30 protein-coding genes and 2 tRNA genes are annotated in these 25,510 nt (G+C 68.4%); 25 read left to right on the top strand and 7 right to left on the bottom strand.

The features are described 5' to 3' along the window. Positions 1 to 27: 27 nt before the first annotated feature. Complete coding sequence (locus ACGFWE_RS13270; RefSeq protein WP_352383962.1) at positions 28 to 1,440, bottom strand: amino acid permease; 1,413 nt, start codon at positions 1,438 to 1,440, stop codon at positions 28 to 30. Between the two features lie 205 nt (positions 1,441 to 1,645). On the opposite strand from ACGFWE_RS13270, the gene ACGFWE_RS13265 reads away from it, so the two are divergent. Together ACGFWE_RS13265 and ACGFWE_RS13260 are read left to right on the top strand one after the other, a co-directional pair. After that, positions 1,646 to 2,131: a ribose-5-phosphate isomerase gene (locus ACGFWE_RS13265; RefSeq protein WP_352383960.1), complete on the top strand. Its 486-nt coding sequence runs from the start codon at positions 1,646 to 1,648 to the stop codon at positions 2,129 to 2,131. A 141-nt stretch (positions 2,132 to 2,272) separates the two neighbouring features. Then, complete coding sequence (locus tag ACGFWE_RS13260; RefSeq protein ID WP_393599884.1) at positions 2,273 to 3,082, top strand: Fpg/Nei family DNA glycosylase; 810 nt, start codon at positions 2,273 to 2,275, stop codon at positions 3,080 to 3,082. A 47-nt stretch (positions 3,083 to 3,129) separates the two neighbouring features. Here the strand turns inward: ACGFWE_RS13260 and ACGFWE_RS13255 are convergent, their stop codons facing one another. Then, positions 3,130 to 4,359 (bottom strand): GNAT family N-acetyltransferase, encoded by a 1,230-nt coding sequence (locus ACGFWE_RS13255; RefSeq protein ID WP_393599882.1) that lies wholly within the window; start codon positions 4,357 to 4,359, stop codon positions 3,130 to 3,132. Between the two features lie 168 nt (positions 4,360 to 4,527). On the opposite strand from ACGFWE_RS13255, the gene ACGFWE_RS13250 reads away from it, so the two are divergent. Both ACGFWE_RS13250 and ACGFWE_RS13245 read left to right on the top strand, forming a co-directional pair. After that, on the top strand, positions 4,528 to 5,709 hold the full coding sequence (locus ACGFWE_RS13250) for a PP2C family protein-serine/threonine phosphatase (protein ID WP_352383955.1): 1,182 nt from the start codon (positions 4,528 to 4,530) through the stop codon (positions 5,707 to 5,709). A 37-nt stretch (positions 5,710 to 5,746) separates the two neighbouring features. After that, a complete protein-coding gene (locus ACGFWE_RS13245) occupies positions 5,747 to 6,202 on the top strand; it encodes an HD domain-containing protein (protein ID WP_393599880.1) in 456 nt (151 codons plus the stop codon). A gap of 24 nt (positions 6,203 to 6,226) precedes the next feature. Here ACGFWE_RS13245 and ACGFWE_RS13240 read toward each other — a convergent pair whose 3' ends face one another. Further along, a complete protein-coding gene (locus tag ACGFWE_RS13240) occupies positions 6,227 to 7,348 on the bottom strand; it encodes an acyltransferase family protein (protein WP_393599878.1) in 1,122 nt (373 codons plus the stop codon). 365 nt (positions 7,349 to 7,713) lie between these two features. Between ACGFWE_RS13240 and ACGFWE_RS13235 the strand changes: the two genes are divergently transcribed. Together ACGFWE_RS13235 and ACGFWE_RS13230 are read left to right on the top strand one after the other, a co-directional pair. Further along, positions 7,714 to 7,908, top strand: a complete 195-nt coding sequence (locus ACGFWE_RS13235; RefSeq protein ID WP_352383949.1) for a hypothetical protein — start codon at positions 7,714 to 7,716, stop codon at positions 7,906 to 7,908. A gap of 943 nt (positions 7,909 to 8,851) precedes the next feature. Next, on the top strand, positions 8,852 to 9,208 hold the full coding sequence (locus tag ACGFWE_RS13230) for a hypothetical protein (RefSeq protein WP_393599876.1): 357 nt from the start codon (positions 8,852 to 8,854) through the stop codon (positions 9,206 to 9,208). Between the two features lie 534 nt (positions 9,209 to 9,742). On the opposite strand, the gene ACGFWE_RS13225 is transcribed toward ACGFWE_RS13230, so the two are convergent. Next, entirely contained in the window at positions 9,743 to 10,957 is a 1,215-nt protein-coding gene (locus ACGFWE_RS13225; protein WP_393600206.1) for a helix-turn-helix domain-containing protein, read from the bottom strand. A 20-nt stretch (positions 10,958 to 10,977) separates the two neighbouring features. Further along, positions 10,978 to 11,298, bottom strand: coding sequence for a putative quinol monooxygenase (locus tag ACGFWE_RS13220; RefSeq protein WP_393599874.1), 321 nt, complete (start codon positions 11,296 to 11,298; stop codon positions 10,978 to 10,980). Between the two features lie 160 nt (positions 11,299 to 11,458). On the opposite strand from ACGFWE_RS13220, the gene ACGFWE_RS13215 reads away from it, so the two are divergent. The 14 genes from ACGFWE_RS13215 (at position 11,459) to ACGFWE_RS13150 (ending at position 19,047) form a co-directional block, all read left to right on the top strand. Continuing rightward, the gene (locus ACGFWE_RS13215; RefSeq protein ID WP_043433451.1) at positions 11,459 to 11,788 is read left to right on the top strand and encodes a hypothetical protein; all 330 of its coding nucleotides are present in this window, start codon (positions 11,459 to 11,461) and stop codon (positions 11,786 to 11,788) included. A gap of 2 nt (positions 11,789 to 11,790) precedes the next feature. Next, on the top strand, positions 11,791 to 13,110 hold the full coding sequence (locus ACGFWE_RS13210; RefSeq protein WP_393599872.1) for an FtsK/SpoIIIE domain-containing protein: 1,320 nt from the start codon (positions 11,791 to 11,793) through the stop codon (positions 13,108 to 13,110). 5 nt (positions 13,111 to 13,115) lie between these two features. After that, positions 13,116 to 13,289, top strand: a complete 174-nt coding sequence (locus tag ACGFWE_RS13205; RefSeq protein WP_393599870.1) for a hypothetical protein — start codon at positions 13,116 to 13,118, stop codon at positions 13,287 to 13,289. Between the two features lie 73 nt (positions 13,290 to 13,362). Then, on the top strand, positions 13,363 to 14,028 hold the full coding sequence (locus tag ACGFWE_RS13200) for a DUF2637 domain-containing protein (protein WP_393599868.1): 666 nt from the start codon (positions 13,363 to 13,365) through the stop codon (positions 14,026 to 14,028). A gap of 19 nt (positions 14,029 to 14,047) precedes the next feature. Beyond that, positions 14,048 to 14,236 (top strand): mobile element transfer protein, encoded by a 189-nt coding sequence (locus tag ACGFWE_RS13195; RefSeq protein ID WP_393599866.1) that lies wholly within the window; start codon positions 14,048 to 14,050, stop codon positions 14,234 to 14,236. 14 nt (positions 14,237 to 14,250) lie between these two features. Then, positions 14,251 to 14,406 carry a hypothetical protein gene (locus ACGFWE_RS13190; RefSeq protein ID WP_393599864.1) on the top strand — a complete coding sequence of 52 codons (156 nt, stop codon included), beginning with the start codon at positions 14,251 to 14,253 and terminating at the stop codon, positions 14,404 to 14,406. Between the two features lie 23 nt (positions 14,407 to 14,429). Further along, positions 14,430 to 14,735 carry a SpdD protein gene (locus ACGFWE_RS13185; RefSeq protein ID WP_393599862.1) on the top strand — a complete coding sequence of 102 codons (306 nt, stop codon included), beginning with the start codon at positions 14,430 to 14,432 and terminating at the stop codon, positions 14,733 to 14,735. Between the two features lies 1 nt (position 14,736). Then, positions 14,737 to 14,970 (top strand): hypothetical protein, encoded by a 234-nt coding sequence (locus tag ACGFWE_RS13180; RefSeq protein WP_393599860.1) that lies wholly within the window; start codon positions 14,737 to 14,739, stop codon positions 14,968 to 14,970. A 92-nt stretch (positions 14,971 to 15,062) separates the two neighbouring features. Then, entirely contained in the window at positions 15,063 to 15,245 is a 183-nt protein-coding gene (locus ACGFWE_RS13175) for a hypothetical protein (protein WP_393599858.1), read from the top strand. Positions 15,246 to 15,250: 5 nt separating this feature from the next. Continuing rightward, positions 15,251 to 15,463, top strand: a complete 213-nt coding sequence (locus tag ACGFWE_RS13170) for a hypothetical protein (protein ID WP_393599856.1) — start codon at positions 15,251 to 15,253, stop codon at positions 15,461 to 15,463. Then, complete coding sequence (locus tag ACGFWE_RS13165) at positions 15,460 to 16,263, top strand: phosphoadenosine phosphosulfate reductase (protein ID WP_393599855.1); 804 nt, start codon at positions 15,460 to 15,462, stop codon at positions 16,261 to 16,263. Before ACGFWE_RS13170 ends, ACGFWE_RS13165 begins: the two co-directional genes overlap by 4 nt. Beyond that, positions 16,260 to 17,681, top strand: coding sequence for a replication initiator protein RepSA (gene repSA / locus ACGFWE_RS13160; RefSeq protein ID WP_393599853.1), 1,422 nt, complete (start codon positions 16,260 to 16,262; stop codon positions 17,679 to 17,681). Before ACGFWE_RS13165 ends, repSA begins: the two co-directional genes overlap by 4 nt. Then, positions 17,678 to 17,902, top strand: a complete 225-nt coding sequence (locus ACGFWE_RS13155; protein ID WP_393599851.1) for an excisionase family DNA-binding protein — start codon at positions 17,678 to 17,680, stop codon at positions 17,900 to 17,902. The genes repSA and ACGFWE_RS13155 overlap by 4 nt, the downstream gene beginning before the upstream one ends. Then, positions 17,902 to 19,047, top strand: a complete 1,146-nt coding sequence (locus ACGFWE_RS13150; RefSeq protein WP_393599849.1) for a tyrosine-type recombinase/integrase — start codon at positions 17,902 to 17,904, stop codon at positions 19,045 to 19,047. Before ACGFWE_RS13155 ends, ACGFWE_RS13150 begins: the two co-directional genes overlap by 1 nt. A gap of 69 nt (positions 19,048 to 19,116) precedes the next feature. Here ACGFWE_RS13150 and ACGFWE_RS13145 read toward each other — a convergent pair. Then, positions 19,117 to 19,187, bottom strand: a tRNA-Gly gene (locus ACGFWE_RS13145). A gap of 354 nt (positions 19,188 to 19,541) precedes the next feature. Here ACGFWE_RS13145 and ACGFWE_RS13140 point away from each other — a divergent pair. From ACGFWE_RS13140 to clpX, 5 genes are all read left to right on the top strand, one after another. Continuing rightward, positions 19,542 to 19,618, top strand: a tRNA-Pro gene (locus ACGFWE_RS13140). A 182-nt stretch (positions 19,619 to 19,800) separates the two neighbouring features. Next, positions 19,801 to 21,198 carry a trigger factor gene (gene tig / locus ACGFWE_RS13135; RefSeq protein WP_352383945.1) on the top strand — a complete coding sequence of 466 codons (1,398 nt, stop codon included), beginning with the start codon at positions 19,801 to 19,803 and terminating at the stop codon, positions 21,196 to 21,198. 340 nt (positions 21,199 to 21,538) lie between these two features. Continuing rightward, positions 21,539 to 22,144 (top strand): ATP-dependent Clp protease proteolytic subunit, encoded by a 606-nt coding sequence (locus tag ACGFWE_RS13130; RefSeq protein ID WP_352384376.1) that lies wholly within the window; start codon positions 21,539 to 21,541, stop codon positions 22,142 to 22,144. A gap of 70 nt (positions 22,145 to 22,214) precedes the next feature. Then, positions 22,215 to 22,895 (top strand): ATP-dependent Clp protease proteolytic subunit, encoded by a 681-nt coding sequence (locus ACGFWE_RS13125; protein WP_352383943.1) that lies wholly within the window; start codon positions 22,215 to 22,217, stop codon positions 22,893 to 22,895. 160 nt (positions 22,896 to 23,055) lie between these two features. Further along, on the top strand, positions 23,056 to 24,342 hold the full coding sequence (gene clpX, locus ACGFWE_RS13120; protein WP_352383942.1) for an ATP-dependent Clp protease ATP-binding subunit ClpX: 1,287 nt from the start codon (positions 23,056 to 23,058) through the stop codon (positions 24,340 to 24,342). 73 nt (positions 24,343 to 24,415) lie between these two features. Here the strand turns inward: clpX and ACGFWE_RS13115 are convergent, their stop codons facing one another. Further along, positions 24,416 to 25,441: a hypothetical protein gene (locus ACGFWE_RS13115; protein WP_393599846.1), complete on the bottom strand. Its 1,026-nt coding sequence runs from the start codon at positions 25,439 to 25,441 to the stop codon at positions 24,416 to 24,418. Positions 25,442 to 25,510: the final 69 nt, after the last annotated feature.

Below are 25,510 nucleotides of genomic sequence, written 5' to 3'. Positions count from 1 at the left end.
TGCTCACATGTCCGTTCAGCCGTCCGTTCAGCCGACCGAAACCTTGTCCGTCACCTCACCGGCCGAAGCGGCACCCACCCGCCCGCGCCCGACCTTCTCCTTCACCACGGCGATGACCAGCACCACCGCCGCGACGAGCAGCGACAGCAGCACGGTCTCCCGCCCGTCGTGCTCCGTGTCGGTCAGCATGTAGCCGAGGACGAACACGATCAACGCGGCCGTCGCCCAGGTCAGATACGGGTACAGCCACATCTTCACGACCAGCTTCTCCGGCGCCTCGGCCTGGATGATCTTCCGCATCCGCAGCTGCGAGAAGCAGATGACCAGCCACACGAACAGGGCCACCGCACCGGAGGAGTTGACGAGGAAGAGGAAGATCTTGTCGGGGGAGAGGTAGTTGAAGAACACGGCGACGAAGCCGAACACCACCGACGCGAGGATCGCGGCCATCGGCACACCCCGGCCGTTGACCCGCGCGAACGCCTTCGGCGCATCACCCCGCTCGCCGAGCGAGAAGGCCATCCGGGAGGCCGTGTAGAGGCCGGAGTTGAGACAGGACAGCACCGAGGTCAGCACGATGAAGTTCATGATCTGACCGGCGTGCGCGATCCCGAGGGAGTCGAGCGCGGCGACGTACGAACCGCTGTCCTGGATGGACTTGGAGTCCCACGGGATCAGCGTGACCACGACGAAGATGGATCCCAGGTAGAAGACCGCGATACGCCAGATGATGCTGTTGGTCGACTTGGTCACGGCGCGCTGCGGGTCCTCCGACTCGCCGGCCGCGAGGGTCGCGATCTCGCTGCCCATGAAGGAGAAGACGACGAGCAGTACGCCGGTGAGGATGGCACCGGGCCCGTGCGGCAGGAAACCGCCGTGGTCGGTGAGGTTGGAGAGCCCCGCCTGGTCGGCGTCGACACCCGGCAGCACGCCGAACACGGCGAGCAGGCCGATGACGATGAACGCCCCGATCGCCACGACCTTGATCCCGGCGAACCAGAACTCGAACTCGCCGTAGGACCCGACGGAGACGAGGTTGGTGGCGGTCAGCACCACCATCACGATCAGCGCCCACCCCCACTGCGGTACGGCGGGTATCCACCCTTCGAGGATCTTGGCGCCGGCGGTCGCCTCGACGGCGAGCACGACGACCCAGAAGAACCAGTACAGCCAGCCGATGGAGAAACCGGCCCAGCGGCCGAGGGCCCGGTCGGCATGCGCCGAGAAGGAACCGGAATTGGGATTCGCGGCGGACATCTCACCGAGCATCCGCATCACGAGGACGACCAGCGTGCCGACGAGCGCGTACGACAGCAGGATGCCGGGTCCTGCGGTGGCGATACCGGAGCTGGAGCCCACGAAAAGGCCCGCCCCGATGACACCGCCGATGGCGATCATCGAGAGGTGACGGTTCTTGAGTCCCGCCTGGAGACCAGTCATACGGGGAATTCCTTCGTGCCGGGTGTGGGGATACCCGTACGAGCGGTGTACGGGTCGGTCCAGTGAAACGGAGGCGAAGAAGTTCGTGAACCTTTGAATCCAGATTGTTACTTGAGGTTTGCTTGAGGTTCCATTGTCAGGCTCACTGTTTTCCTGGCTGACACCCGGGGCTGCTGCCCCGAAACAGCCGTGTCACACTCGTTCCATGCGCGTGTATCTCGGCTCCGACCATGCGGGCTTCGAACTCAAGAACCACCTCGTCGACTGGCTCAAGGCGGCCGGCCACGACGTGGTCGACTGCGGCCCCCACATCTACGACGCCCAGGACGACTACCCGCCCTTCTGCCTCCGCGCCGCCGAGCGCACCGCCGCCGACGCCGACTCCCTCGGCATCGTGATCGGCGGCTCCGGCAACGGCGAGCAGATCGCGGCGAACAAGGTCAAGGGTGTTCGGGCGTCCCTCGCCTGGAGCGAGGAGACCGCTTCGCTGGGCCGCCAGCACAACAACGCCAACGTCGTCGCGGTCGGCGCTCGCATGCACTCCACGGAGGAGGCGACGAAGTTCGTCGAGACCTTCCTCGCGACGCCGTTCTCGGGCGACGAGCGCCACCAGCGCCGCATCGACATGCTGTCCGACTACGAGACCACGGGCGACCTGCCGGCGATCCCGGCGCACCACCCCCAGCAGTAGCCCCCAGCGGGGTTCGTGGCCGGGTGCGGGTGCGGGTGCGGGTGCGGGTGCGTGGGTGCTGGTCGCGCAGTTCCCCGCGCCCCTGAGTGGGTGACCTGCACGAAATCCAGCCCTTGGGCATGTGACGAAAGAGGAACCGCCGTGCCCGAGGGCCACACCATCCACCGCCTGGCCCAGGACTACGCCGCCGCATTCCAAGGCAGCACCCCCCGCGTCACCAGCCCCCAGGGCAAGTTCTCCGACGCCGCCGCCCTCCTCACCGGCTCCGAACTCACCCGCACCGAGGCCCACGGCAAGCACCTCTTCCTCGGCTTCCGGGACACCGACTGGGTCCACATCCACCTCGGCCTCTTCGGCAAGGTCACCTTCGGCGCGGCCCCCGCACCCCCGCCCACCGACACGGTCCGCCTCCGCCTCGCGAACACCAGGGCGTACGTCGACCTCCGCGGCCCCACGACCTGCGCTCTGATCACCCCCGCCGAGAAGCAGTCGATACACGAGCGCCTCGGCCCGGACCCCCTGCGCGAGGACGCCGACCCGCACGCCGCGTACCGGCGGATCTCCCGCAGCCGTACGACGATCGCCGCCCTGCTGATGGACCAGAAGGTCATCGCGGGCGTGGGCAACGTCTACCGGGCGGAGGTCCTCTTCCGTCACCGCATCGACCCGTACCGCGCGGGCAAGGACATCACCCCCGCCGAGTGGCACGCGATCTGGACCGACCTCGTCGCGCTCATGCGCGAGGGCGTCCGGAACAACCGCATCGACACCGTCCGCCCGGAGCACACCCCCGAGGCGATGGGCCGCCCGCCCCGCGTCGACGACCACGGCGGCGAGGTCTACGTGTACCGCAGGGCCACCCTGTCCTGTCACCTCTGCGGCGGCGAGATCCGCACCGCCGACCTCGCCGCCCGCAACCTCTTCTGGTGCCCGACCTGCCAGAGACCTTGAGCGGGACCCAGAGGCCTTGAGAGGGACCCAGCGACCTTGCGAGGGGCCTAGAACCCGTGCGGCAGCCAGGGCGCCACTGCCGACCCGAACCCCACCGCCGCCTCGGCCAGCGCCCCCTGTCGCAGCTCCCGCACCAGGCCCGCGCCCGCCAGCGCGGCGAGGCTCACGCCGCCGAGGTAGGCCGCTCCCAACTCCCTTACCGACAGCGCGAGGTCGGCCGGATCCGTCGTACGGTCGCACGACGCGCCCTTCGGGTCCCCGCTGAGCCGCCAACGCCCCGCGTTCCAGGGGCAGAAGGAGTCCTCGACCTCCAACACCACGTCCACCGGCGCCTGATAGGTCCGCGCCTGGAGCGCGGCCCCCACGTCCACCAGCCGTACGTGCAGCGAGTCCCGCACCAGCAGTGAACAGCGCCGGACGTCGGAGACGAGGTACTGCCAGGCCTCGTCGACCGGCCGCCGCCGCAGATCGATCCGCGAGGTGAGGTCGAGGTCGAACAGGAACCGCCACAGCGCGCCGTGCGTGGCCGGATCCAGTGCCTCCAGGTCGGAGACCACCACCGTGCCCTTGGGCCCGGCCGGTTCCCAGTCCGCCTTGACCCGGTACCGCACGAACCCCACGACCTCCCCGTCCCGCTCCGCGACCACGCACTGCAGGGGTGAGGCACCGCCCCGGTCGCTCTCCGGGTCGAGCAGCCACATCCGCTCCCAGCCGGGAAGCCGGGCGACCATCCCGGGCCGCCGCGGCACGAGCCGGGCGTACACCGCCTCGCACGCGTCGAGCACGTCTGCGGGCGCCGCGTAGCGCAGCCGTACGTCGTCGGTGCCGGGCGGCACGGACAGCCGGACCCGGGTCGTGTCGATGTCGGCGTTGAGGTGGTAGGTGCCGACGCCGTACCCGAACCGGCCGTAGATCACGGGCTCGGAAGCCGTGAGCACGGCCAGCGGCTCGCCCCAGGAGCGCACGTCGTCCAGCTGGCGGCGCATCATCGAGGTCAGCACCCCGCGCCGCCGGTGCGTGCCGGCCACGCCGACCATGGTGACGCCGGCGGCGGGCACCGAGGCGCCGCCCGGCACGGTCATCCGGAAGCCGAACGCCCCCGCCGTCCCCACACACCGCTCGCCGTCCCAGACGCCGATGGAGCGGTCGTAAGCGGTGAGCTCACGAAACAGCTCCCGCTCCTCGGCCGACTCCGGAACCCCGCCGAAGGCGCGGATCAGGTTGTCGTACCACTCGTCCCAGTCGTCCTGCCGTAGCACCCGCAAGTCAGTCCCCATGAACCATGCCTACCAGGGCATTGCGGGACGAGCGAGGGAATTTCACCGGGGCCCTCATCGGCCTGAGCGTGTACGGCCCTTGAACAGCTGTGAAGTTGAACCTCGCACGGGGGACAAGTCGTACCTCCTGTGCCAAGCAGAGGGTTCGACGGATAAGGTCCCGAACTAATGGCAGCAGGACGAGAGCGGCGCGCGGAAGCCGAGACGTTCACGGCCCGGTGGAAGATGCAGTGGCACCGGGTCCGCGTCGGCCTGCGCAGAAGCGCCGTGGACTACTTCCGCGGCGACGGCTCGGACTGGGTCGCGCTGGCCGGTCTGCTCCTGACCGTCCCGGTGATCGCGTCCGTCACCCTGATGAACTCGGTGTGGTGCTCACCGGCCGCGCTGGTCCTCCCGATCGTCGCCGGCGGTCTGCTGCTGCGCCCGGCGAGCCTGCTGGGCCTGTACGCGGCGGCGGCGACCGCCCTGATCGTGGAGTCGGTGCGGCTGGGGCCGTACACCGAGGGGCCGTCCCGGGTCACCCCGGGCGTGGTCCTGGTCGTGGCCGCCTGCGGTTTCTTCGGCCTGCTGATCGCCCAGTTCCGCAGCCGGGTCGGCGTGCCCTGGCGGCGCGGCGGCACCATGCTGTTCGACCTGCGCGAACGCATCCGGGTCCAGAGCAAGCTGCCGCACCTGCCGCAGGGCTGGCACCGGGAGATGGCGCTGCGTCCCGCGGGCGGACAGTCCTTCTCCGGTGACTTCGTGGTCGCGGCCCGTACGAACGGCGGCCGGACGATGGAGGTCGTCCTGACCGACGTCTCCGGCAAGGGCATGGACGCGGGCTCGCGTGCACTGCTGCTGTCGGGGGCGTTCGGCGGCCTGCTCGGTTCGCTGCCCCCGCACGCCTTCCTGCCCGCCGCGAACGGCTATCTGCTCCGCCAGGACTGGGACGAGGGCTTCGCGACCTCGATCCACCTGGTCCTGGACCTGGACTCCGGCGACTACGAGCTCTACTCGGCCGGCCATCCGCCGGGGCTGCAGCTCAGCGCCGGCAGCGGCCGCTGGGAGGAGAAGGCCGCGGAGGGTCCGCTCCTCGGGGTCTACGACGGCGCCCAGTTCGACCCGGTCAAGGGATCACTGCGGCCCGGCGACGTCCTGATGCTGTTCACCGACGGCCTGGTGGAGACGTCCGACCGCGACATAGTCGAGGGCATCGACCGGCTGACGGGGGAGGCCGACCGGTATGTCGCCGGCGGCTTCCACGGCGCCGCCTGGCACCTGATCGAGGCGGTGGCGAAGGACGTCAACGACGACCGGGCGCTGCTGCTGATCTGCCGCGAGGGCCCCACGGCTCAGTCGATGCCGCACTAGGCACGATGTCCGTACCGCGGCACGCCACACTGGAGGAATGACCGACGAGTTGACCCCGGCCGAGGTCGAGACCCTCGCTCGCTCCGCACACGAGGGCCAGACCGACAAGGCCGGCCGGCCCTACGCCGAACACCTGCGGGCCGTCGCCGAGGGCGTACGCGCGCGTGGCGGTGACGACGACCAGGTCGCGGCGGCGTGGCTGCACGACTCCGTCGAGGACGACGCGCTCTCCGCGCAGTGGCTCGCCGAGGCCGCGCTGAGCCGTCGTACGAAGGACATCGTGCTCGCCGTCACCAAGCGGGCCGGTGAGCCGCCCGAGGCGTACGCCGGGCGCATCCTCGCGACCCCGGGCGCGCTGCTGGTCAAACAAGCCGACCTGGCGCACAACGCGGACCCGGCACGCCTGGCGGTCCTCGACGAGGCGACCCGGCAGCGACTCACCGAGAAGTACGCGGGGATGCGCGCCCTTCTCGGTCTGCCGGCGTCCGGCTAGGCGCTGACCTCTGGCCGCCGGCCTCTAGGCGCTGACCTTCTCCCGGGGAGCCGCCGCCTTCTGATCGTCTCCCCGCCTCACCTCGGCCGGCTCCCGCCTGAACGCCCAGTTCATGTCGGGCTCCATCACGCACCGGAAGACCCGGCGCACCGGCGCGGTGCACAACAGGGTGACGGCGACCGCGGCGAGGGCGCTCACGAAGAGCTCACCGGCCGGACGGTGCAGCCAGGCCTGGTCGAACCAGCCCGCGAAACCCGCGCCCTTGATCAGGAAGCCGTGCAGCAGATAGCCGTACAGCGTGCCCGCGCCGAGCGCGGTGAACCACATGCGCCGGCCCGGCACCCAGGCGAAGAAGCAGGCCGTCAGCAGCAGCGAGGCGCCGAACATGGCCAGCACCATGACCGGTCCCGTCCACCAGGGAGCACCCATCTCCTGGGCGGCGTTGCGGTGGTAGAACCACTCGGTGTTCATCCGCGGCACCGCCCACCAGCCGACGGCGAGGGCGGCGGCGAACACCGGCACCGCCGCGATCCGCATCGAACGCCGGCGCACCATCCGGAAGTGCTCGGGCTTCATGACCAGGCCGAGCACGAAGTACGGCAGGAACTGCAGCACCCGCTGGAGGTCCAGGTCGTCACCGATGTCCGGGGTCACGGACGCCAGCATCGCGATGCCGAGCGCGAGCGGCAGCGGCCACCGCACCAGGTTCCAGATCGGCGTGGTCAGCCGCCAGATGAACAGCGCCACCAGGAACCAGGTCAAAAACCACGGGTCCAGGAGGCTGATCTCCATGCCCGGGTCGTGGTCGGCGAAGCGCTTGAAGAGGGAGTACGCCGTCTCGAAGACGATGTACGGCACCGCGACGCCGGTGACGAGCCGCTTCAGCCGGTCCGGGCGCATGTCGAAACTGCGCGAGAAGAAGCCGGAGATGACGATGAACGCCGGCATGTGGAACGAGTACACCACCGTGTACACGCCCTCCAGGATCCTGCCGTCGCCCTTGAGCGGCTCCCAGGAGTGCGCGACGGCCACCAGGACGATCGCCAGGTACTTGGCGTTGTCGAAGAAGGCGTCACGCTGCTTGGTGGGCGGCGGGTCCTGAGGCGAGCGCGGACGGGGGACTGCGTCGGCGGCGGCTGGAAACATCTGAGGCACCCTAGCCCCGGCTGTGTGTCTCCGTAAAACCGGCTGTCTCGTTGCCGGTTGTGCACTTCTGAGCCGTCTTCAACAGACCTGTTTTGTCACCATCAATCCCCCCGAAATGCCGCATAACCACGCCCGTCGCACACCTGTGTCGGTGCTTCGAATTCCCTGCGGACGGAATGTGCGGACGCGGTGACCGCGGACCGAAAGGAACCGGCCAGGGGGTGCGGGGCGTGTATCGGCATGGCCAAACGTTGGCTCACCGGCCGCATATGCGGGCCGCGTTGGTGGCACGATGGTTCTGGCGGGGGTCGCGGGGTCGCGTCCCCGGGCCGGGAGAGCGGGACCGACCGAGGGTGTGATCAGTTGTGGCCATTTCGCTGTCAGTGGTGCTGCTGTTGGGGATCATCCTCGTGGTGTTGATCCGGGGAGGCTCCATCAAGGCCGGCCCCGCCATAGTCGCGGTGCTCTTCGGCTTTTTCCTCGCCTCGACCGGCATGGCCGACGACATCCAACGCTTCCTGGACTCGATAGCGGAAACCATCAACTCGATCCAGTTCTAGCCCGGGACACGTCCCCGACGCACGGTGGATCATGAGCACATGCATCCTCGATTAAGCCGCATCGCCGGCATGGCGCTCCTTCTGCTCGGTATCGCCCTCGTGCTCTGGAGGGTCTTCGGCAGCCCTCAGGACTGGGAGGGCGGCATGAGATGGCTTCGTACCGGCCTCATGCTGGGAGCTCTGGGGGCGATCGGCCTCAGCGCACGACTGATCTTCCCCGACACCGGGGGCGATGCACCGGATGAGGTGTCCGAGAAGGCCCCCGGAGCAGCTCCGGATGAGAGGCCATGAGCCGGTCCGTTGCTCAACACCCGTACGGGCCCGGAACACACCGAAGGCCCAGGGAGAGGGAATCCGCCTCTTACCTGGGCCTTCGGCCTTGAGAGCGGGCGACGGGAATCGAACCCGCGTAGCTAGTTTGGAAGATCGCGTATGCGGATGCAGGCTGAGCTGGCGAGACGCTGAACTGCACGTTCTTCGGTTGCTCGCTGAGGCTCCCCGTGGTTCCCCCTTGCATGCCTCAGCATCGGGCACGCAAGGGGCACGGTTGCTCGGTCAGCTTCGGTACAGCAAGAGGGTCGCAAGTCCCGTCAGAGCAGTGATCAGGTTGGCGAGAGCTGAGATCAGCGAGGCTGTGTTAGGGGTCCCGACTGTTCTGCACGTTTCCCCGGGTGTACTATTCCGGGACGGGAGACGGTTGTCTCCTGTCTTCGATGGTTTCGAGCGGTTGTTGTGCGCCATGACTTCCATTCGAGCGTCGAGTGTCGAGTGACCCGTACGGCGCGTCCGCCAAGACGCAGCGCCTTACGGGTCTTCGGTGTGCAATGGAGCACTTTAGCAGTCCGACTCGTAACCGGCCGCCTTTCGTTGGCACTTGCACTGTCTGTAGCGGTCGACGGAGGATTGTGTATCCAAGCCTCAGGCGTGCCTCTAAGGTCCGGGCATGAAGCTGATGTTGACCTTGATGACCGCTGCGGGGGGACTCCTCCCGTTGGCCGCCATCATCTGGGGTGGGCTGGCCCTTCGGAAGGACTACCGGAAGTTGGTCAGTGACCTGGAAGCGATCGATCGAGTCATCGAAGCTCCAGAGGGTACGTACGAGTCTTCCCAGGCTCAGAGCGCTGCCATGTATGCCATCCGCCAACCGGCGTTCAACTTCGGACGCCTCACCTACACCTATGAGTGGGCCCAACGGTTGGTCTGGGAGCAAGCTATGAACGATCTTCGCGGCCCGGCATGGCTGGCCGTCGCCGGCCTGGTGGTAGCTACGGTCGCCGGGTCTTGGTCCATCTGGATCTGATCGGACGTGCGACCTCTTCTCTGCCTTGGCTGCAACTTCAACCCACCACCTCCCCCGCTCCCATCCCGTCCGCCGTCGACCCACACACCGTGGAGCAGGCGTGGTTCATGGCGTCCAGGTGGAGCGCGCCACTGTACGAACGACCTGGACGCCATGGGCCGCGTCTGCTCGGCTCTGCCTGGGTTGATGGTGGTCGGGATGGGAGCTCCCCGCGCACGCCACTTCGGACCCGCAGTCGGAAACGGCGCCCCCTCCATCCCGGTGCCGGCCGATCCCCGCCGGAGGCATCGTTCTGACCGTGGCCTGCCCGTCTAGGGCTCTACCAACTGGGCCGTAACATGCTTGCGGCCCCAGGGCCAGGCCCCGGCGCCGAAGGCGCAGAGGGGCCAGGACCAAGGGGCCAGCCCGCGCTTTGCGCGGCCCCTTGATGAGGTAGAGAAACCTGTAACAACACGCACATGGCCAATGCGGATCTTGATGCGGTCGTGCCTCCGTGGCGGCCTAGAACGACGTGGGTGCACGGTGGGCAGGGTGCTAGCCGACCGCACTTCGCTCGGCCAAGTCGCGAAGCGTCTCGGGAATCCGAGGGTCCGAAAGCTGGATCAAGTCGCGGATGAGTTCGCGGGCCAAGTGGTGATCGTGGATTTGTTCGGGTGTCAGGGCCTCGGCCTCCAAGAGCGCGGCTGTGGCCTCGCCGACGTGTCGCCGCTGCGCGTGTGCTCGCGCCACGTCAAGCAAGAAACGCGCCTGTCGCTCGGACGAGAGCCCAGCTGCATCGACTCGCTGGGCTACCTCTAGAGCAAGTCCCGCGTCCCCCAACTCGACGGCTGTGCTCACTGCATGGATCTCGACGTTCGTCGGCCCGAACTCTGTGTCGAAGTCGTTCCGGTCCTCGCCCAACCGCGCTGCGATCTCTCGCGCTCGGTCGATGTGCGTATGCGTCTGCCCTCGATTGCCCTCCCTCGCGTTGATCACTGCGAGGACCAAGTTCATGGCGCCTAGGAGCGACAGCTCTTCCGGCGGGCATGCGGGCTCGGCTGCTCTGGGGTCCATGACGGCTACCGCCGACTTCGCGGCCTGCTCAGCCTGCTCCATGTGCTGCTGGCGCATGAAAGCGTGTGCCATGCGGAACAGGCTTGCGACCACCTCTAGTGGCTGGCCGGCAAGCTCTGCCGCCTGTAGCGCTCGGTCAGCCGAGACCCAGGCCGCATCTGCTTGATCCTGCCGAGTGAAGCTCGCCGCGGCCACCTGGTACGCCTTGGCTCGCAACGAGTGAAGTTCAACCCGCTCACCTGCTGGCGCATGCCGCACTGCAGCTTCGATGGCTGGGAGAAGCTTCACAAGGTGATCGCTTAGTGCTGCGTAGCGGGACGCGTGCGCAAGCGTCCACGCCTCGTCAACGCTCCGCCGGAAATCGGCAAGCGATGGAGCCGGATCAGCCGGTGTTTGGTCAAAAAGGCTGCTCAGCGCTGGATGGCCAGTTAGGGCCACACGGAGGCCGTCAAGGTCATTGCTGGGGGGCAGATCCGTGGGCTCCGCTTCCTCGACCGTGACGGCGGTGTCGGGCCGAAGTTCCCGTACGGACACGCTAAGAGCATCGGCGAGAGCCTGAAGCACTGACAGCCGCTCGACGGGTTGCACGCCTCTTTCGACCTGTGACACCCAGCTTTCGGAACGTCCCATGGCCGTGGCTAGGTCGCTCTGCGCCATGCCGGCCACGCGACGGAGCTCCTTAACCCTTTGGCCCATGGCCTTGGAGTCGGAGGTTGTCACTTGGTGGCCCCGGTGGGGTACTTGCCGGCGTACGGCTGAAGGCGGTCGACCTCGGTCTTCTCCACGTACTTCGCGCGCTCGGCCAGAAAGTGGCGTGTGTGCGGCTGGCGCTCGTGCTCTTCGAACGCGTCGCGATCGGCGTACAGCTCGAAGAAGATCCGCTCATTGGGAGCGCCCTCGACCTCGTGGCACGCGTAGACGAGCGTTCCGGGCTCGTGTGCCCGAATCCCCGCAGTGGTCTCTTGCATCAGCGCGTCGAACGCCTCGCCTGCCCCGTCGCGCAGCGTGAAGCGAACAAAAAGCCCGTAAGTGCTCATTTTGCCACCTTCCTTGTCACTTGCAGTCTCGCAGACTCGGACTTCTACTGCTACTCGCAGTTTTTCTGTTGACTCGCAGTTTTCCTGCGAGTACGGTCGTAGTGAAGCTGCTACCCGAGGTGATCGGGTGGCTCAACTGCTGTGCAGGGGAGATGCGTTCATGCCGTCGTTCAAGATCGACACTTCGACCGCTGTGGTGTTCGTGGCGACCGCCCCGGAGCCGAAGATGGTCAACAAGAAGACCGGTGAGCGGGCCGTGGACCGGGAGACCAACGCGAGCCTCTCGACCGTGGGCCTGCTGGTCTCGGACGAGGGGGAGGGCAACCTCTACCAGGTGACCGTGCCGGAGACGGGCCTCCCCGAGGGTCTGGCACCGGGCATGCCGGTCAAGGTCATCGGGCTGAAGGCGCGGGACTGGGAGAACGAGTTCAACGGCCAGAAGCGGCACGGGATCTCGTTCCGTGCGGTCGCGATCACCCCGGCGGCCTGATCATGGCTGACTGGACGGTGTGGCTGGAGGCCACGGGAGCCGCGGCGGGTGCCGGCGGGCTCGGCTACGCGAAGGTCCGCGCTCCGCGCGTGTACTGGTCGCTGGTCGGTCTGCCCGCGACCTGGGGCCGGTTCTCCTACTCGTACCGCTCGACGATGGACGTGTGCGGTCTGACGGTGCAGCCGTCCGGCCTGCGGGCGTTCATGGCCCGCAACGTGGCCCGCCGCGAGGTGCAGCCGGTAGCTCCGAAGATCCGCCGGATACGGCCCACATCGACCGGACTGCGGGTGACCCTGCGGCTCCCGGCCGGCCTGGAGCCCGCCGACGTGATCGCCTCGACAGAGCGTCTGCGGCACGCCTGGGGTGTCCACGCGGTCCGCGTGGTGGTGCTCAAGCCAGGGTTTGTTGAACTGCGGATGACCGGGTATGACGTGCTGCGCCGGGTGCGGATGCCGCGCAAGGCCCAGCCTCGCGACATGGCCGTACCCGTCGCGCTGAGGGATGACGGGACCATGTTCGAGCGGGACTACCGCAAGGTCCCGATGGCCCTCACCCTGGGCGCCAACTTCTCGGGCAAGTCGATGTATCAGCGGAACCTGATCAACGGGCTCGCTCAACTGCCGGTCGCGCTGGTGGGGATGGACTGCAAGCGCGGGGTGGAACAGTCCCCCTTCGCGCCCCGCCTCTCCGCCCTGGCGACCAACCCCGACGATGCCGCCTCGCTCGCTGACGTGCTGGTCACGGAGATGGAAGACCGCTTCGACCTGCTTCAGCTCCACGGAGCCTCGGACATCTGGGAACTCCCGGAGGACTTGCGACCGGCGCCCATCGTGGTGCTGATCGACGAGATCGCCGAACTCTTCCTGATCTCCCGCCGTGAGGACGAGGACCGCCGCACCCGGATCGTCACGGCGTTGATCCGCCTCGCGCAGATGGCCCGCGCGGTCGGCATCTACCTGGAGATCTGCGGCCAGCGCTTCGGCTCCGACCTGGGCAAAGGCGCCACCATGCTCCGTGCCCAGCTCACCGGACGGGTCGTGCACCGCGTCAACGACAAGGAAACCGCCGAGATGGGGCTCAAGGACGTCGCCCCGACCGCCGTCCCCACCGCGTGTGTGATCCCCGCGAACCGGCCCGGGACAGCCGTGGCCACCGATGCGGAGGGCGGCTGGTGCAAGATCCGCACCCCGCAGATCTCCCGCGACAAGGTCGCCGCGACCTGCCGCGACTTCGCACACCTGGTCCCGGACTTGCCGTTCCTCAACGCTTTCCAGCCCCACGTTCCCGCGTCCGCCACCGGTGCTCCCTCGCTGGTCAAGTGATCGCCATGGCCGCATCCAAGACCACTGCGCCCCCGCCGGTTGAACCGGCGAAGTGCCCGACGTGCAAGGGCTCCGGCGAGGTCTCCCGCACCGTCCTCGTCGGTCGCAAGCGCCGTTCCGTCGGCAAGCAGACCGGTATCTGCCTGACCTGCCTGGGCTCCGGTGAAGCCACCGACTGAACTCGTCGGGGCCGGGCGGCTGGACATGATCCCCGCCCGCTCCCGGCCCGATCCCCTGAAGGAGGTGAAGACCGTGACCCGATCGCTCCGCGTGGACGCTGTGCTGATCCAGGCTGTGATCGCTGGCGCGTTGTCCTTCGCCCACCTGCACGACCTCGCCGAAGCTGCCGGACAGTCCGGCTGGAAGGCCTGGGCGTATCCGATCAGCGTTGATCTGCTGTTGGTCGCCGCCTGGCGTCGGCTGCGTACGGCCCGCCGGGACCGATCCGCCTGGACCTGGTTTGTGATCGCCCTGTTCGCCTCGCTGGGTGCGAACATTGCCACCGCCGGCCTCCTCGACCTGGCAGCCGTGCCCGCGTGGCTGTGCATCCTCGTCGCTGGCTGGCCCGCCCTCGCGTTCCTCGGCGGCACGCTCCTGGTCCACGCCCCGGCCCAAGCGGCCCAACCGACCGCTCCCACACAGACTGTGGAGGACGAACCGGCCGCGCCGGAAGTCGACGTGCACCGCCCCGATCAACCCGCCCCGGCCCCGGTGCCGGAACTGGCACCCGCCACCCCGGAGGTGCCCCCGGTCCAGACGACGGCCGTGCCGGTTGCACTGCTGGATCACGCCCGGAAGATCGCCGACGCGCACCGCGCCTCCACCGGATCGCCGATGCCCGCCGACGCTCTGTCCGCGCGGCTCCAACTGCCCGCCCCGATGGCGGACGCGATCGCCGCTCAACTCCAACTCGCCTGATCTGAAAGGAAGTTCGCCCATGCCGGCTTACCGTCGCTTCCGCGATCGGCGCCGCTTCGGTCCGGTTGAGGTCGCCACGTACTACGACGGCCGTGGCCGCGACAAGCACACCGCCGCGTGCACCGCTCCCGGTTGTGGCTTCTCCGCCGACTACGCCGACCGCTCCGCCGCCGAACTCGCCGCCAACACCCACCGCTGCAAGGCCTGAAGGGAGATCCCGTCATGGACGTTCCGCTGTGGCTCGCCGTGATCGTCGTCGGATACCTCGGTATCAAGCTCGCCCGCCCGCCGATCTGGCTGGTCGTGCTGCTCCTGCTCGGTGGCTACCTCGTCGCCGGAAGCTTCCTCGGCCCCACCGTTGACGGCCTCGTCAAGTAACCCGCCCCGAAGGGACACCGCCCGTGTTCACCCCGAAGTACCCGCCCAAGGACACCGCTCCGCCGGCCACCACCATGCCGCTCCCGGCCTCCGCCCACCCGGCCCCGGCCCCGGCCACGTCGGCTCCGGTCCCGGTCACCTCGAACCGTCCGGTCGTCCAGCTCACCCCGGGCAGCGCGCTCGCCCTCGCCGCTGGCGGTGGCGCCGTGGTCCTGGTCGTCGGTGCCGTGCTGGTCTCCATGCTCCTCGCGGTCGCTATCACCGGCATGTCGGTGGCCGTGTGCGCGCTCGTCATCCGCTCGATCCTCAACCAGGAAAGGAACCGCTGACATGCGCTTCTTCAGCCGCAGTAACAACGACACCCCGTCCAACTCGGAGATGGCCGAACTGGGCCGCGAGTACGCCATTGCCAAGCGCCACGGCGACCGCAAGACCGTCGGCCGCATCAACCGGCAGATCGGTGAGTCCGGGATGAGCGACAGCGACCGTACTTCGTTCGAGCAGGGCCGCGAGTCCTACGACTCCATCCCGCCCATCCCGCGCGGACGCAACCGCCGCAAGTAACGCCCGTCCGGGGCGGCCTCTACCGCCAAGTATCCGCCGCCCCGGACGGCTCACCAATCCAGATCCAAAGGACCCGAAAGGGAAGTCTCATCATGCCCCAGCACGCCCCGAACACGCCCGTCTGCCGCGACTGCGACGGCTTCCCCACCGTCGCCATCACCACCGGCACCCGCAACGACGACGGCACCCGCACCACCCTCACCGTCACCTGCCCGACCTGCAAGGGCACTGGCCACGCGACCTCCACGGTTGCCCTCGTCCGGGTCGGGAGGTGATGGGCATGTTCCGCAAGCTCCCCGCCGACCTCACTCCGACCGAGGAAAGCCCCGGTCTGCGTGTCAAGGGCGCCACCAAGTACACGCGATCGCAGGGCGACTACGTCTGCGGTGGCTGTGGCGCTGAGGACCACGCCAACGGCAACGACGACGTCAAGAGCCTGGTCGACGACTACACCGCCCACCACGGACCCGCCCATCGTGGGGGCCGACAGTGAACGGTCTGCGCACCTTTAGTTTCGGCGGCGGCTGGCAGTCCATGGCCGCTCTCGTCCTCGCCGCTCAGGGCCGATTCGACTTCCGCACTTTCCTGTTCGCCAACGTCGGTCCAGACAGCGAAAACCCTGCGACGCTGCGCTACTTCGAGCAGTACGCCGCTCCTTACGCCGCTGCCCATGGACTCGACCTGATTGAGCTGCACCGCGAGACCAAGAACGGGACGGAGACGATCCGCCAGCGGATCATGACCAGCAGCGGCCGCCGACAGACCATCCCGGTCTTTTTGACCAACGGCAAACCCGGCTCCCGCGTCTGCACCAAGGAATTCAAGATCCTGGTCACCGGAGCTTGGCTGAAGGCCCACGGCGCCACCCCCGACAACCGCGCCACCGTTGCCATGGGCATCAGCCTGGACGAGATCGGTCGCGCCAACGAGTCCAAGGCCATGCCCTATGAACGGCTCGTATACCCGCTTTTGGGCCTCAAGGTGCGTCGCGCGGACTGCCCGCGCATCATCCGCTCCGCGGGCCTGCCCGTGCCGCCCAAGAGTTCTTGCGACTTCTGCCCGATGAGGAAGATCCCCGAATGGCAGGCCATGGCTGAGCAAGAACCCGAGCGGTTCGCCCGGGCCTGCGAGGTCGAAGACACCATCAACACCCACCTGGCATCCAAGGGCAAGCGACCGGTCTACCTCACCCGCACTGGGCGCCCGCTACGCGAGCTGTTCAAGGCGGGCACCCAACTACCGCTGTTCGACTCCGACGATGAGGGCTGCGACAGCGGGTGGTGCTGGACATGACCGACACCGCCACCATGGCGGGCCTGGACCCGGCCACCCTCGCCGACGTGCTGAGGCTGGCCGGGTCTGACGGCTTCGACCGCATCCAAGACCAAATCCGCCGCACCGGCGGCTGCTCCGACCCTATCCACCTTCAGGGCTCGACGGTCACCCGCGACCGGATCTCCGGCCAGGTCCTGCACGCCTACTCGACCGACACCGAGCCCGGCGGACGGCTCCGCATCGCGTGCGGCAACCGCCGCGCTTCTCGCTGCCCGGCCTGCGCCTGGACGTACGCCGGAGACACCTACCACCTCATCCGCGCCGGGCTCGTCGGTGATCCCACCAAGGGCACCCCGCACACGATCCGAGATCACCCGCGGGTCTTCGCCACTCTCACCGCGCCCTCGTTCGGTCCGGTTCACAACCGCCCCGGTAACCGTCCTTGCCGCTGTGGCACCCGGCACGGCGAGGACGCATCGGAGCTGGGTACTCCGCTCGATCCAGCGTCGTACGACTACGCGGGCGCGGTGCTGTGGAACAACCACGCCTCCGACCTGTGGCGCTACTTCACGATCTACCTCCGCCGCGAGATCGCCAAGCGGGCCGGGCTCACGCAGAAGGACGCACGGGAACAGTCCCGGGTCTCCTTCGGCAAGGTCGCCGAATACCAAAAGCGCGGGGCCGTGCACTTCCATGCCGTGATCCGCTTCGACGGACCCGGCGGCCCCGACGATCCGCCCCCGGCCTGGGCCACCCTCGACCTGCTCACCGACGCAATCCGGGCTGCCGCCGCTCGCGTTGCGGTCGACGTGCCCCCGGCCTCGTATCAGCCGGACCCCGACCAGCCAGCCCGCACCGAACCGGCCCGCACCCTGCGATGGGGCACCCAACTCGACGTGCAGCCGATCGGCGCCTTTGGCCACGGCGAAGAGATCACCGAAGCGGCCGTGGCCTCCTACGTCGCCAAGTACGCCACCAAAGCAGCCGAGACCACCGGCACGGTTGATCGTCGGATCGGTAACAAGGAAGCGCTGGTCCTGCTCGGCGTACCCGACCACCCCGCCCGGCTCATCACGGCATGCCTCGACCTGCACGCGCTGTACCCGGACCGCAAGCTCCGCGACTGGGCCCACATGCTCGGCTTCCGCGGCCACTTCAGCACGAAGTCCCGCCGCTACTCCACCACCCTCGGCGCCCTCCGCCAGGTCCGCGCCGATTACCGCGCTACCCAGCAACGCGCCGCCCTCGGCCTGCCCGACCCCGACGACGGGCAAGCAACCACGCTCACCCTCGCGCACTGGACCTACGCCGGCCACGGCCACACGCCCGGCGAGTCCTGGATCGCGGCCAACATCCGCCGCGACATCCAGCACAACCGCGAGACCGCCCGCGAGGAACTACCCGCCTTGCTCGAACTGGAAGGAGCCGCCGCATGACTGATCGTCTGTTGGACGTGGCGGAGGTTGCCGTACGCCTCGGCACCTGGAAGGAGAGCGGCGAGCGCTTCCCGCGTCGCCTGATCGAAGAGCGCCGGATCAGCTACGTCAAGGTGGGCCGGTACGTCCGGATCAAGGAGAGCGTCGTAGAGGCGTACATCGAGGCAAACACCGTGCAGCCGCGTCGGCGTGGCTCCCACCTCCGGGGGGTGGCTGCCTGATGGCTGGCAAGCGTCGGCAGTTCGGCCGCGTCCGCAAGCTCCAGTCCGGCCGCTATCAGGCCCGCTACGTTGGCCCTGATGGGCAGCTCCGGCCCGCTCCGGAGACCTTCCGCACGAAGCGCGAGGCTGATGACTGGCTGGCCGACATCCAGACCGAGATGCGCCAGGGCGACTGGCGTGATCCGGATGCGGCCAAAGTCCCGTTCGAGAAGTACGCCGTGGCCTGGGTGGCTGAGCGTCCGGTGGGGGAGACCACACGGGAGCTGTACGGGATCCTCGTGCGCGTGCACCTGGCGCCCACCTTCGGGCGGATGACCATCGCGGACATCACCCCCGCGGCGGTGCGCTCCTGGAGGCGTGCCCGGCTCGATGCCGGAGTGGGACCGACCACCGTGGCCAAGGCGTACGCCCTGCTGCGGACCATCATGGGCACGGCTGTCGAGGACGGGCTGATCCGCCGCAACCCGTGCCAGATCAAGAACGGCGGCACGGTCAACACGCCTGAGCGGCCCACTGCTTCGGTCCTCGATGTGTTCGCCATCGTGGACGCATCGCAGCCGCGCTACCGCGCGCTCGTCCTGCTCGGCGCGTTCTGCGCGCTGCGCTGGGGCGAACTGGTCGGGCTACGTCGGCGCGATGTCGACCTGGAAGCGGGCATGATCCGGGTGCGCGGCTCGATCGCAGAGCTGAACAGCGGGAAGCGGATCTACAAGGCGCCCAAGAGCGAAGCGGGCAAGCGGTCCGTGGCCATCCCGAACTCGATCCTGCCAATGGTCGTGGATCACATGCGGCAGTTCGCGGAACCCGGCGCCGATGGCCGGGTCTTCGTCGGCGCGAAGGGGGCGACTCCTCGCCGCAACCACTTCAACGGGCTGTGGCACAAGGCCTGCGCAGAGGTGGGAATCAAGGGCCTGCGGTTCCATGATCTTCGGCATACGGGCAACACCCTGGCGTCCTACACCGACGCCAACACGCGGGAGCTGATGACCCGGCTCGGGCAGAGTTCGACCCGTGCCGCGCTGATCTACCAGCACGGTTCCCGGAAGCGTGAGCGGGAGATCGCTGATGGTGTTGACGCTCAGATCGTGGACGCGTTGAAGCGCCGGCCGCGCTCGAAGGGGCACGCGGGGGGCACACAGGCCTGAAACGCCCCCAGGAATGCGGAAGGCCCAGGGAGGGGAAATCCACCTCTTACCTGGGCCTTCGGCCTTCAGAGCGGGCGACGGGAATCGAACCCGCGTAGCTAGTTTGGAAGACTAGGGCTCTACCATTGAGCTACGCCCGCACAGCACGCGCCGCGGCCCGATGACCGGCGGCACGAAAGCATCGTACCGGGTCGTCACCCCTCGTCGCACACCCCTTCCGCCCCGCCGCCGACCGCACGGCGCACGAACCGGGCGCACCGGGGCGCGTACAGGCGCGGCCCCGGAGGCGACGCGCGGGCCGCGCAGCATCGTGCTGCAAGTTGCGGGGCGCGTTGCAGGCGACGGGCCGGCGGCGGCGCAGAGGGCCCGGGACCCGCCGTACGTGCTCGTTCCAGTAGCCCGGAGGGGGCGCGCGGCGGTGTGGTTCTGCACGGGGCTCGTGAAATGCGGCAACCCCGCTGCCTGCGGGCATGTACCCTACGTGTCGCACCAGACGGGGTGTGGCGCAGCTTGGTAGCGCGTCCGCTTTGGGAGCGGAAGGCCGTGGGTTCAAATCCCGCCACCCCGACCACCTGCGCGATCAGTCGCGTGACCGAGTCCGTGATCGCCTTTGGGGCGTGTCGCCGCTGCCGTTACTATGCAAGCTGCACGCCCGTGTGCCTCTCCATTCCAGAAGATCCTCCGGGCGGCGATCCGCCGGAGCCGCTCTGGCCCCGGCAGAATCCGAGAAGTCAGCCACAAGGAGACCGAACCGTGAAGAGCGCCGTGGAGACCCTGAACCCGACTCGGGTTCGGCTCAGCATCGAGGTGCCCTTCGAGGAGCTCAAGGACAGCCTCGACGCGGCGTACAAGAAGATCAACCAGCAGGTCACGGTGAAGGGCTTCCGCAAGGGCAAGATCCCGGCGCGCGTCATCGACCAGCGGTTCGGCCGCGGTGCGGTCCTCGAGGAGGCGGTCAACGACGCGCTTCCGAAGTTCTACACCGAGGCGGTCAACGAGGCCGAGATCGACGTCCTGGGCCAGCCCGAGGTCGACATCACCGAGCTGAAGGACGGCGAGACGCTGAACTTCACCGCCGAGGTCGACGTCCGCCCCGCCATCGAGATCCCGGACTACTCCGGCATCGAGGTCGAGGTCGACGCGGTCGAGGTCAGCGACGAGGACGTCGAGAAGGCCGTGACCGAGCTGCGTGAGCGCTTCGCGTCGACCTCCCCGGTCGAGCGGGCCGCCGAGGACGGCGACGTCGTGACCATCGACCTGGAGGCCAAGGTCGAGGGCGAGGTGCTGGAGGACGGCGTCGCGAGCGGCGTCTCCTACACCATCGGCTCCGGCGAGCTGCTGGACGGCATCGACGACGCCGTGAAGGGCCTGGAGGCCGGTGGCGAGGCCACCTTCACCTCCGAGCTCAAGGGCGGCACCGCGGCCGGCAAGGAGGCCGAGGTCACCGTCAAGGTCACCCAGGTCGCCGCCCGCGAACTGCCCGAGCTGGACGACGAGTTCGCGCAGCTCGCCTCCGAGTTCGACACCCTCGACGAGCTGAAGGCCGACAGCCGCAAGCGCCTCGAGAACATGAAGCAGTACGACCAGGCCACCCAGGCCCAGGAGCGCGTCCTGGAGAAGCTCCTGGAGCTCGTCGAGGTGCCCGTCCCCGAGAAGCTCCTCGAGGACGAGATCAACACCCGCAAGCACAACCTGGAGCACCACCAGCTCGGCCAGATGGGCCTCGACCTCGAGAAGTACCTCGAGATCCAGGGCAAGACGGCCGAGGAGTTCGACACCGAGACCAAGGAAGCCGCGGTCAAGGGCATCAAGACCCAGTTCGTGCTCGACGAGCTCGTCAAGCGCGAGAAGCTGAACGTCAACCAGGAGGAGCTCACCGAGCACCTCATGCGCCGTGCCGCCTCCTCCGGCATGTCCCCCGACCAGTTCGCCCAGGCGGTCGTCGAGGGCGGTCAGGTCCCGCTCCTCGTCGGCGAGGTCGCCCGCGGCAAGGCCCTGGCCGTCGTGGTCGAGGCCGCCACGGTCAAGGACACCAACGGCGAGGTCGTCGACCTGGACGACGACGAGGACGAGACGGCCGAGACCGTCGAGGCCGTCGAGGCCGCGTCCGAGGAGACCCCGGCCGAGGCCGAGGAGAAGACCGAGGGCTGAGCCCACGGCACCTCGGACGTCGCTCGAACGTCGTAGGAAGGGCCCCGGAGACCATGTCTCCGGGGCCCTTCCCGCATGGGCCCCGAGGACCCCGGCCGGGGACGCGGAGAACAGCGCGACGGGTCACGGATCGCCCGCGCCCGGCCCCGAACCGGCGATACCACGGCGCTACGCCCCCGGCGAACACCCCCCTTACCGGGATTCCCCGAGGGGACCAGCGCGTTAGGGTCCATGAGTACCAGGGCAGGGAAGTCCCTCGAACTGCCCAGCCCCCGGACGGGAACACGTAAGACGGCCCGGTGCCGTCGTAAGACGAGCAGGTGGATACGTGACGAATCTGATGCCCTCCGCCGCCGGCGACCCCTCCATCGGTGGTGGCCTCGGTGACCAGGTCTACAACCGGCTGCTCGGCGAGCGGATCATCTTCCTCGGCCAGGCGGTCGACGACGACATCGCCAACAAGATCACCGCGCAGCTGCTGCTCCTTGCCGCTGACCCGGAAAAGGACATCTACCTCTACATCAACAGCCCCGGCGGATCGATCACCGCGGGCATGGCGATCTACGACACCATGCAGTACATCAAGAACGACGTGGTGACCATCGCCATGGGTCTCGCGGCCTCGATGGGCCAGTTCCTGCTCAGCGCGGGCACCCCCGGCAAGCGCTTCGCGCTGCCGAACGCCGAGATCCTGATCCACCAGCCGTCCGCCGGCCTCGCCGGTTCGGCCTCGGACATCAAGATCCACGCCGAGCGGCTGCTGCACACCAAGAAGCGCATGGCCGAGCTCACCTCGCAGCACACCGGCCAGAGCATCGAGCAGATCACCCGCGACTCGGACCGCGACCGCTGGTTCGACGCGCACGAGGCCAAGGAGTACGGCCTCATCGACGACGTGATCGCCACGGCCGCCGGCATGCCGGGCGGCGGCGGCACCGGGGCCTGAGCCCCATGCGGGGCCACAACGCCCCCGCACAGCCCCTCAGCCGACCGCCTAAGCCCCTAGGAGACAGACAGTGAACGACTTCCCCGGCAGCGGCCTCTACGCCCGCACCGAGGCCGAGTACACCGGCCCGCGTGCCGAGTCCCGCTATGTGATCCCCCGCTTCGTCGAGCGCACCTCGCAGGGCGTCCGCGAGTACGACCCGTACGCGAAGCTCTTCGAGGAGCGCGTGATCTTCCTCGGCGTGCAGATCGACGACGCCTCCGCCAACGACGTCATGGCGCAGCTCCTGTGCCTGGAGTCGATGGACCCCGACCGGGACATCTCGGTCTACATCAACAGCCCCGGCGGCTCCTTCACGGCGCTCACGGCCATCTACGACACGATGCAGTTCGTGAAGCCGGACGTCCAGACGGTCTGCATGGGTCAGGCGGCCTCCGCCGCCGCGATCCTGCTGGCCGCCGGTACGCCCGGCAAGCGCATGGCACTGCCCAACGCGCGCGTGCTGATCCACCAGCCCTACAGCGAGACCGGCCGCGGTCAGGTCTCCGACCTGGAAATCGCCGCCAACGAAATCCTCCGGATGCGCGCGCAGCTGGAAGACCTGCTGGCCAAGCACTCCACCACGCCGATCGAGAAGATCCGCGAGGACATCGAGCGCGACAAGATCCTCACGGCCGACGACGCCCTGGCGTACGGTCTGATCGACCAGATCATCTCCACCCGGAAGATGAACAACGCCGCCGTCCGCTGACGCGGACCCGTAGGATATGCCGCCCCTTGGCACAGCGCACGTCGAAGTGAACCCTGCCAAGGGGGGCCCGAACGGGGGGCCCGGCAAGGTACCGTCGGACATAAGGCAGCACCAGGAGCCGCTGGACCTAGGCGTCTCCCAGGCGAAGGGGAAGCACACCGTGGCACGCATCGGTGACGGCGGCGATCTGCTCAAGTGCTCGTTCTGCGGCAAGAGCCAGAAGCAGGTCAAGAAGCTCATCGCAGGGCCTGGTGTGTACATCTGCGACGAGTGCATCGACCTCTGCAACGAGATCATCGAGGAGGAACTCGCCGAGACGAGCGAGGTGCGCTGGGAGGAACTCCCCAAGCCCCGCGAGATCTACGAGTTCCTGGAGGGCTACGTGGTGGGCCAGGAGCAGGCCAAGAAGGCCCTCTCCGTGGCGGTGTACAACCACTACAAGCGCGTCCAGGCCGGCGAGCACGGCGGCGGCAGCAGCCGTGACGACGCGATCGAGCTGGCGAAGTCCAACATCCTCCTGCTGGGCCCCACGGGTTCCGGCAAGACGCTCCTCGCCCAGACCCTCGCCCGCATGCTCAACGTCCCGTTCGCGATCGCCGACGCGACCGCGCTCACCGAGGCGGGCTACGTCGGCGAGGACGTCGAGAACATCCTGCTGAAGCTGATCCAGGCGGCCGACTACGACGTCAAGAAGGCCGAGACCGGGATCATCTACATCGACGAGATCGACAAGGTCGCGCGGAAGAGTGAAAACCCGTCGATCACGCGCGATGTGAGCGGCGAGGGCGTGCAGCAGGCCCTGCTGAAGATCCTGGAGGGCACCACGGCCTCCGTGCCGCCGCAGGGCGGACGCAAGCACCCGCACCAGGAGTTCATCCAGATCGACACGACGAACGTCCTGTTCATCGTGGGCGGTGCCTTCGCGGGCCTGGAGAAGCTCATCGAGTCCCGGGCGGGCGCCAAGGGCATCGGCTTCGGCGCGACGATCCGCTCCAAGCGCGAGCTCGAGGCCAAGGACCAGTTCGAGGACGTCATGCCCGAGGACCTGGTCAAGTTCGGCATGATCCCCGAGTTCATCGGCCGCCTTCCCGTCATCACCTCCGTCCACAACCTGGACCGCGAGGCCCTCCTCCAGATCCTGGTCGAGCCGCGCAACGCGCTGGTGAAGCAGTACCAGCGCCTCTTCGAACTCGACGGCGTGGAGCTGGACTTCGAGCGCGAGGCCCTGGAGGCCATCGCCGACCAGGCCATCCTCCGCCAGACCGGCGCGCGCGGCCTGCGCGCCATCATGGAAGAGGTCCTGCAGGGCGTCATGTACGAGATCCCGTCCCGCAAGGACGTGGCCCGCGTCGTCATCACGGCGGACGTCGTCCACTCCAACGTCAACCCGACGCTCATCCCGAGGGACGCGCGCGGGCGGGGCCCGGGCGAGCAGAAGACGGCGTAGTTTCCCAGGACATGCGAAGGGGCCCCGGTCAACCGACCGGGGCCCCTTCGCCGTTGAGGTGCCGACGCTTCCGTCAGGCCTTGACGCGCACGTCGTTGCGGACCTTGGCGGTCAGTTCGGCAGCTTCGTCCATCGAGGTGCTCTGGCCCTTGGCGAGGCTGGCCACGTCGAACGCCAGCACATAGGTGACCGTGCTGTGGTCGGCCCAGATGCAGAACGGCATCGTCACGGTCTGTCCGGACTCGGTGGTCTGGACTTCCTGGCACTTCATGACGCCGTTCTCAAAGCCGGTGGGCTTGAACTCCTTGGGGCTGCCGACGACCTTGCCGCTGTCGGTGCCCTTCGTGACCCGGCTGAACATCTCATCGACGACCCCCTCCGGGTTGTCGATGGTGCCGTACACACCGGCGAACACGAGGTTCTTGGAGGTGAGACCCGAACCTGCCGTGTAGCCCGCGCTGACGCCCTTGGGATCCTTGACGCCCCACGACTCCGCGTCGTCGATGTCGTCCTTGGTCATCCCGCCGATCCCGGCGTCGCTGCCCTTCTTGTACTCCCCGCCGAGGATCGTCGCCGGTGTGGCCAGCTTGTGCGCCCCGTCGTCGTTGATGTCCGACCCGCCGCCGGACCCGCCCCCGGCGAACACGAGGGAGGCGCCGACCGCGATCGCGGCGACGACCACCACCGCGCCGACGATGATGCCGATCTTCTTCCCCTTGCCACCGCCGGCCGGGGGCGGCTGCGGGACGCCGTAGGGGGCCTGACCGTAAGGCGGCTGCTGGCCGTACGGGGCCTGCTGGCCGTAGGGGGCCTGCGGCTGGCCGTAGGGCGGAGTCTGCGGCGGCACCCCGCCCTGCTGCGGATAGCCGTAACCGGGCTGCTGCGGCTGCTGTCCGGGCTGTTGCGGATACCCGTAACCCGGCTGCTGCGGCTGCTGGGGCGGCGGTGTCTGCTGGGGGTAGCCGTAGCCGGGCTGGGGCTGGCCCTGCGGAGCCTGCGGCGGCTGGCCGTAGGGGCCCGGCTGGCCGTACGGCCCGGGCTGCGGCGGCTGCCCGGGCTGCTGGGGCTGCCCGTACGGGCCCGGCTGGTTGTGACTCATCCCTGGGTTCCCCTCCAGATGCTTATGTGTTCCCGACATCCTGGCTCAGGCACCGGCGGCGAACCGCAT

It is taken from the genome of Streptomyces sp. NPDC048523 (assembly GCF_043199815.1).
GTDB lineage: Bacteria > Actinomycetota > Actinomycetes > Streptomycetales > Streptomycetaceae > Streptomyces.
Note: the sequence above shows the minus strand (reverse complement) of the source record. Positions and strands in the feature narration are given on the sequence as shown.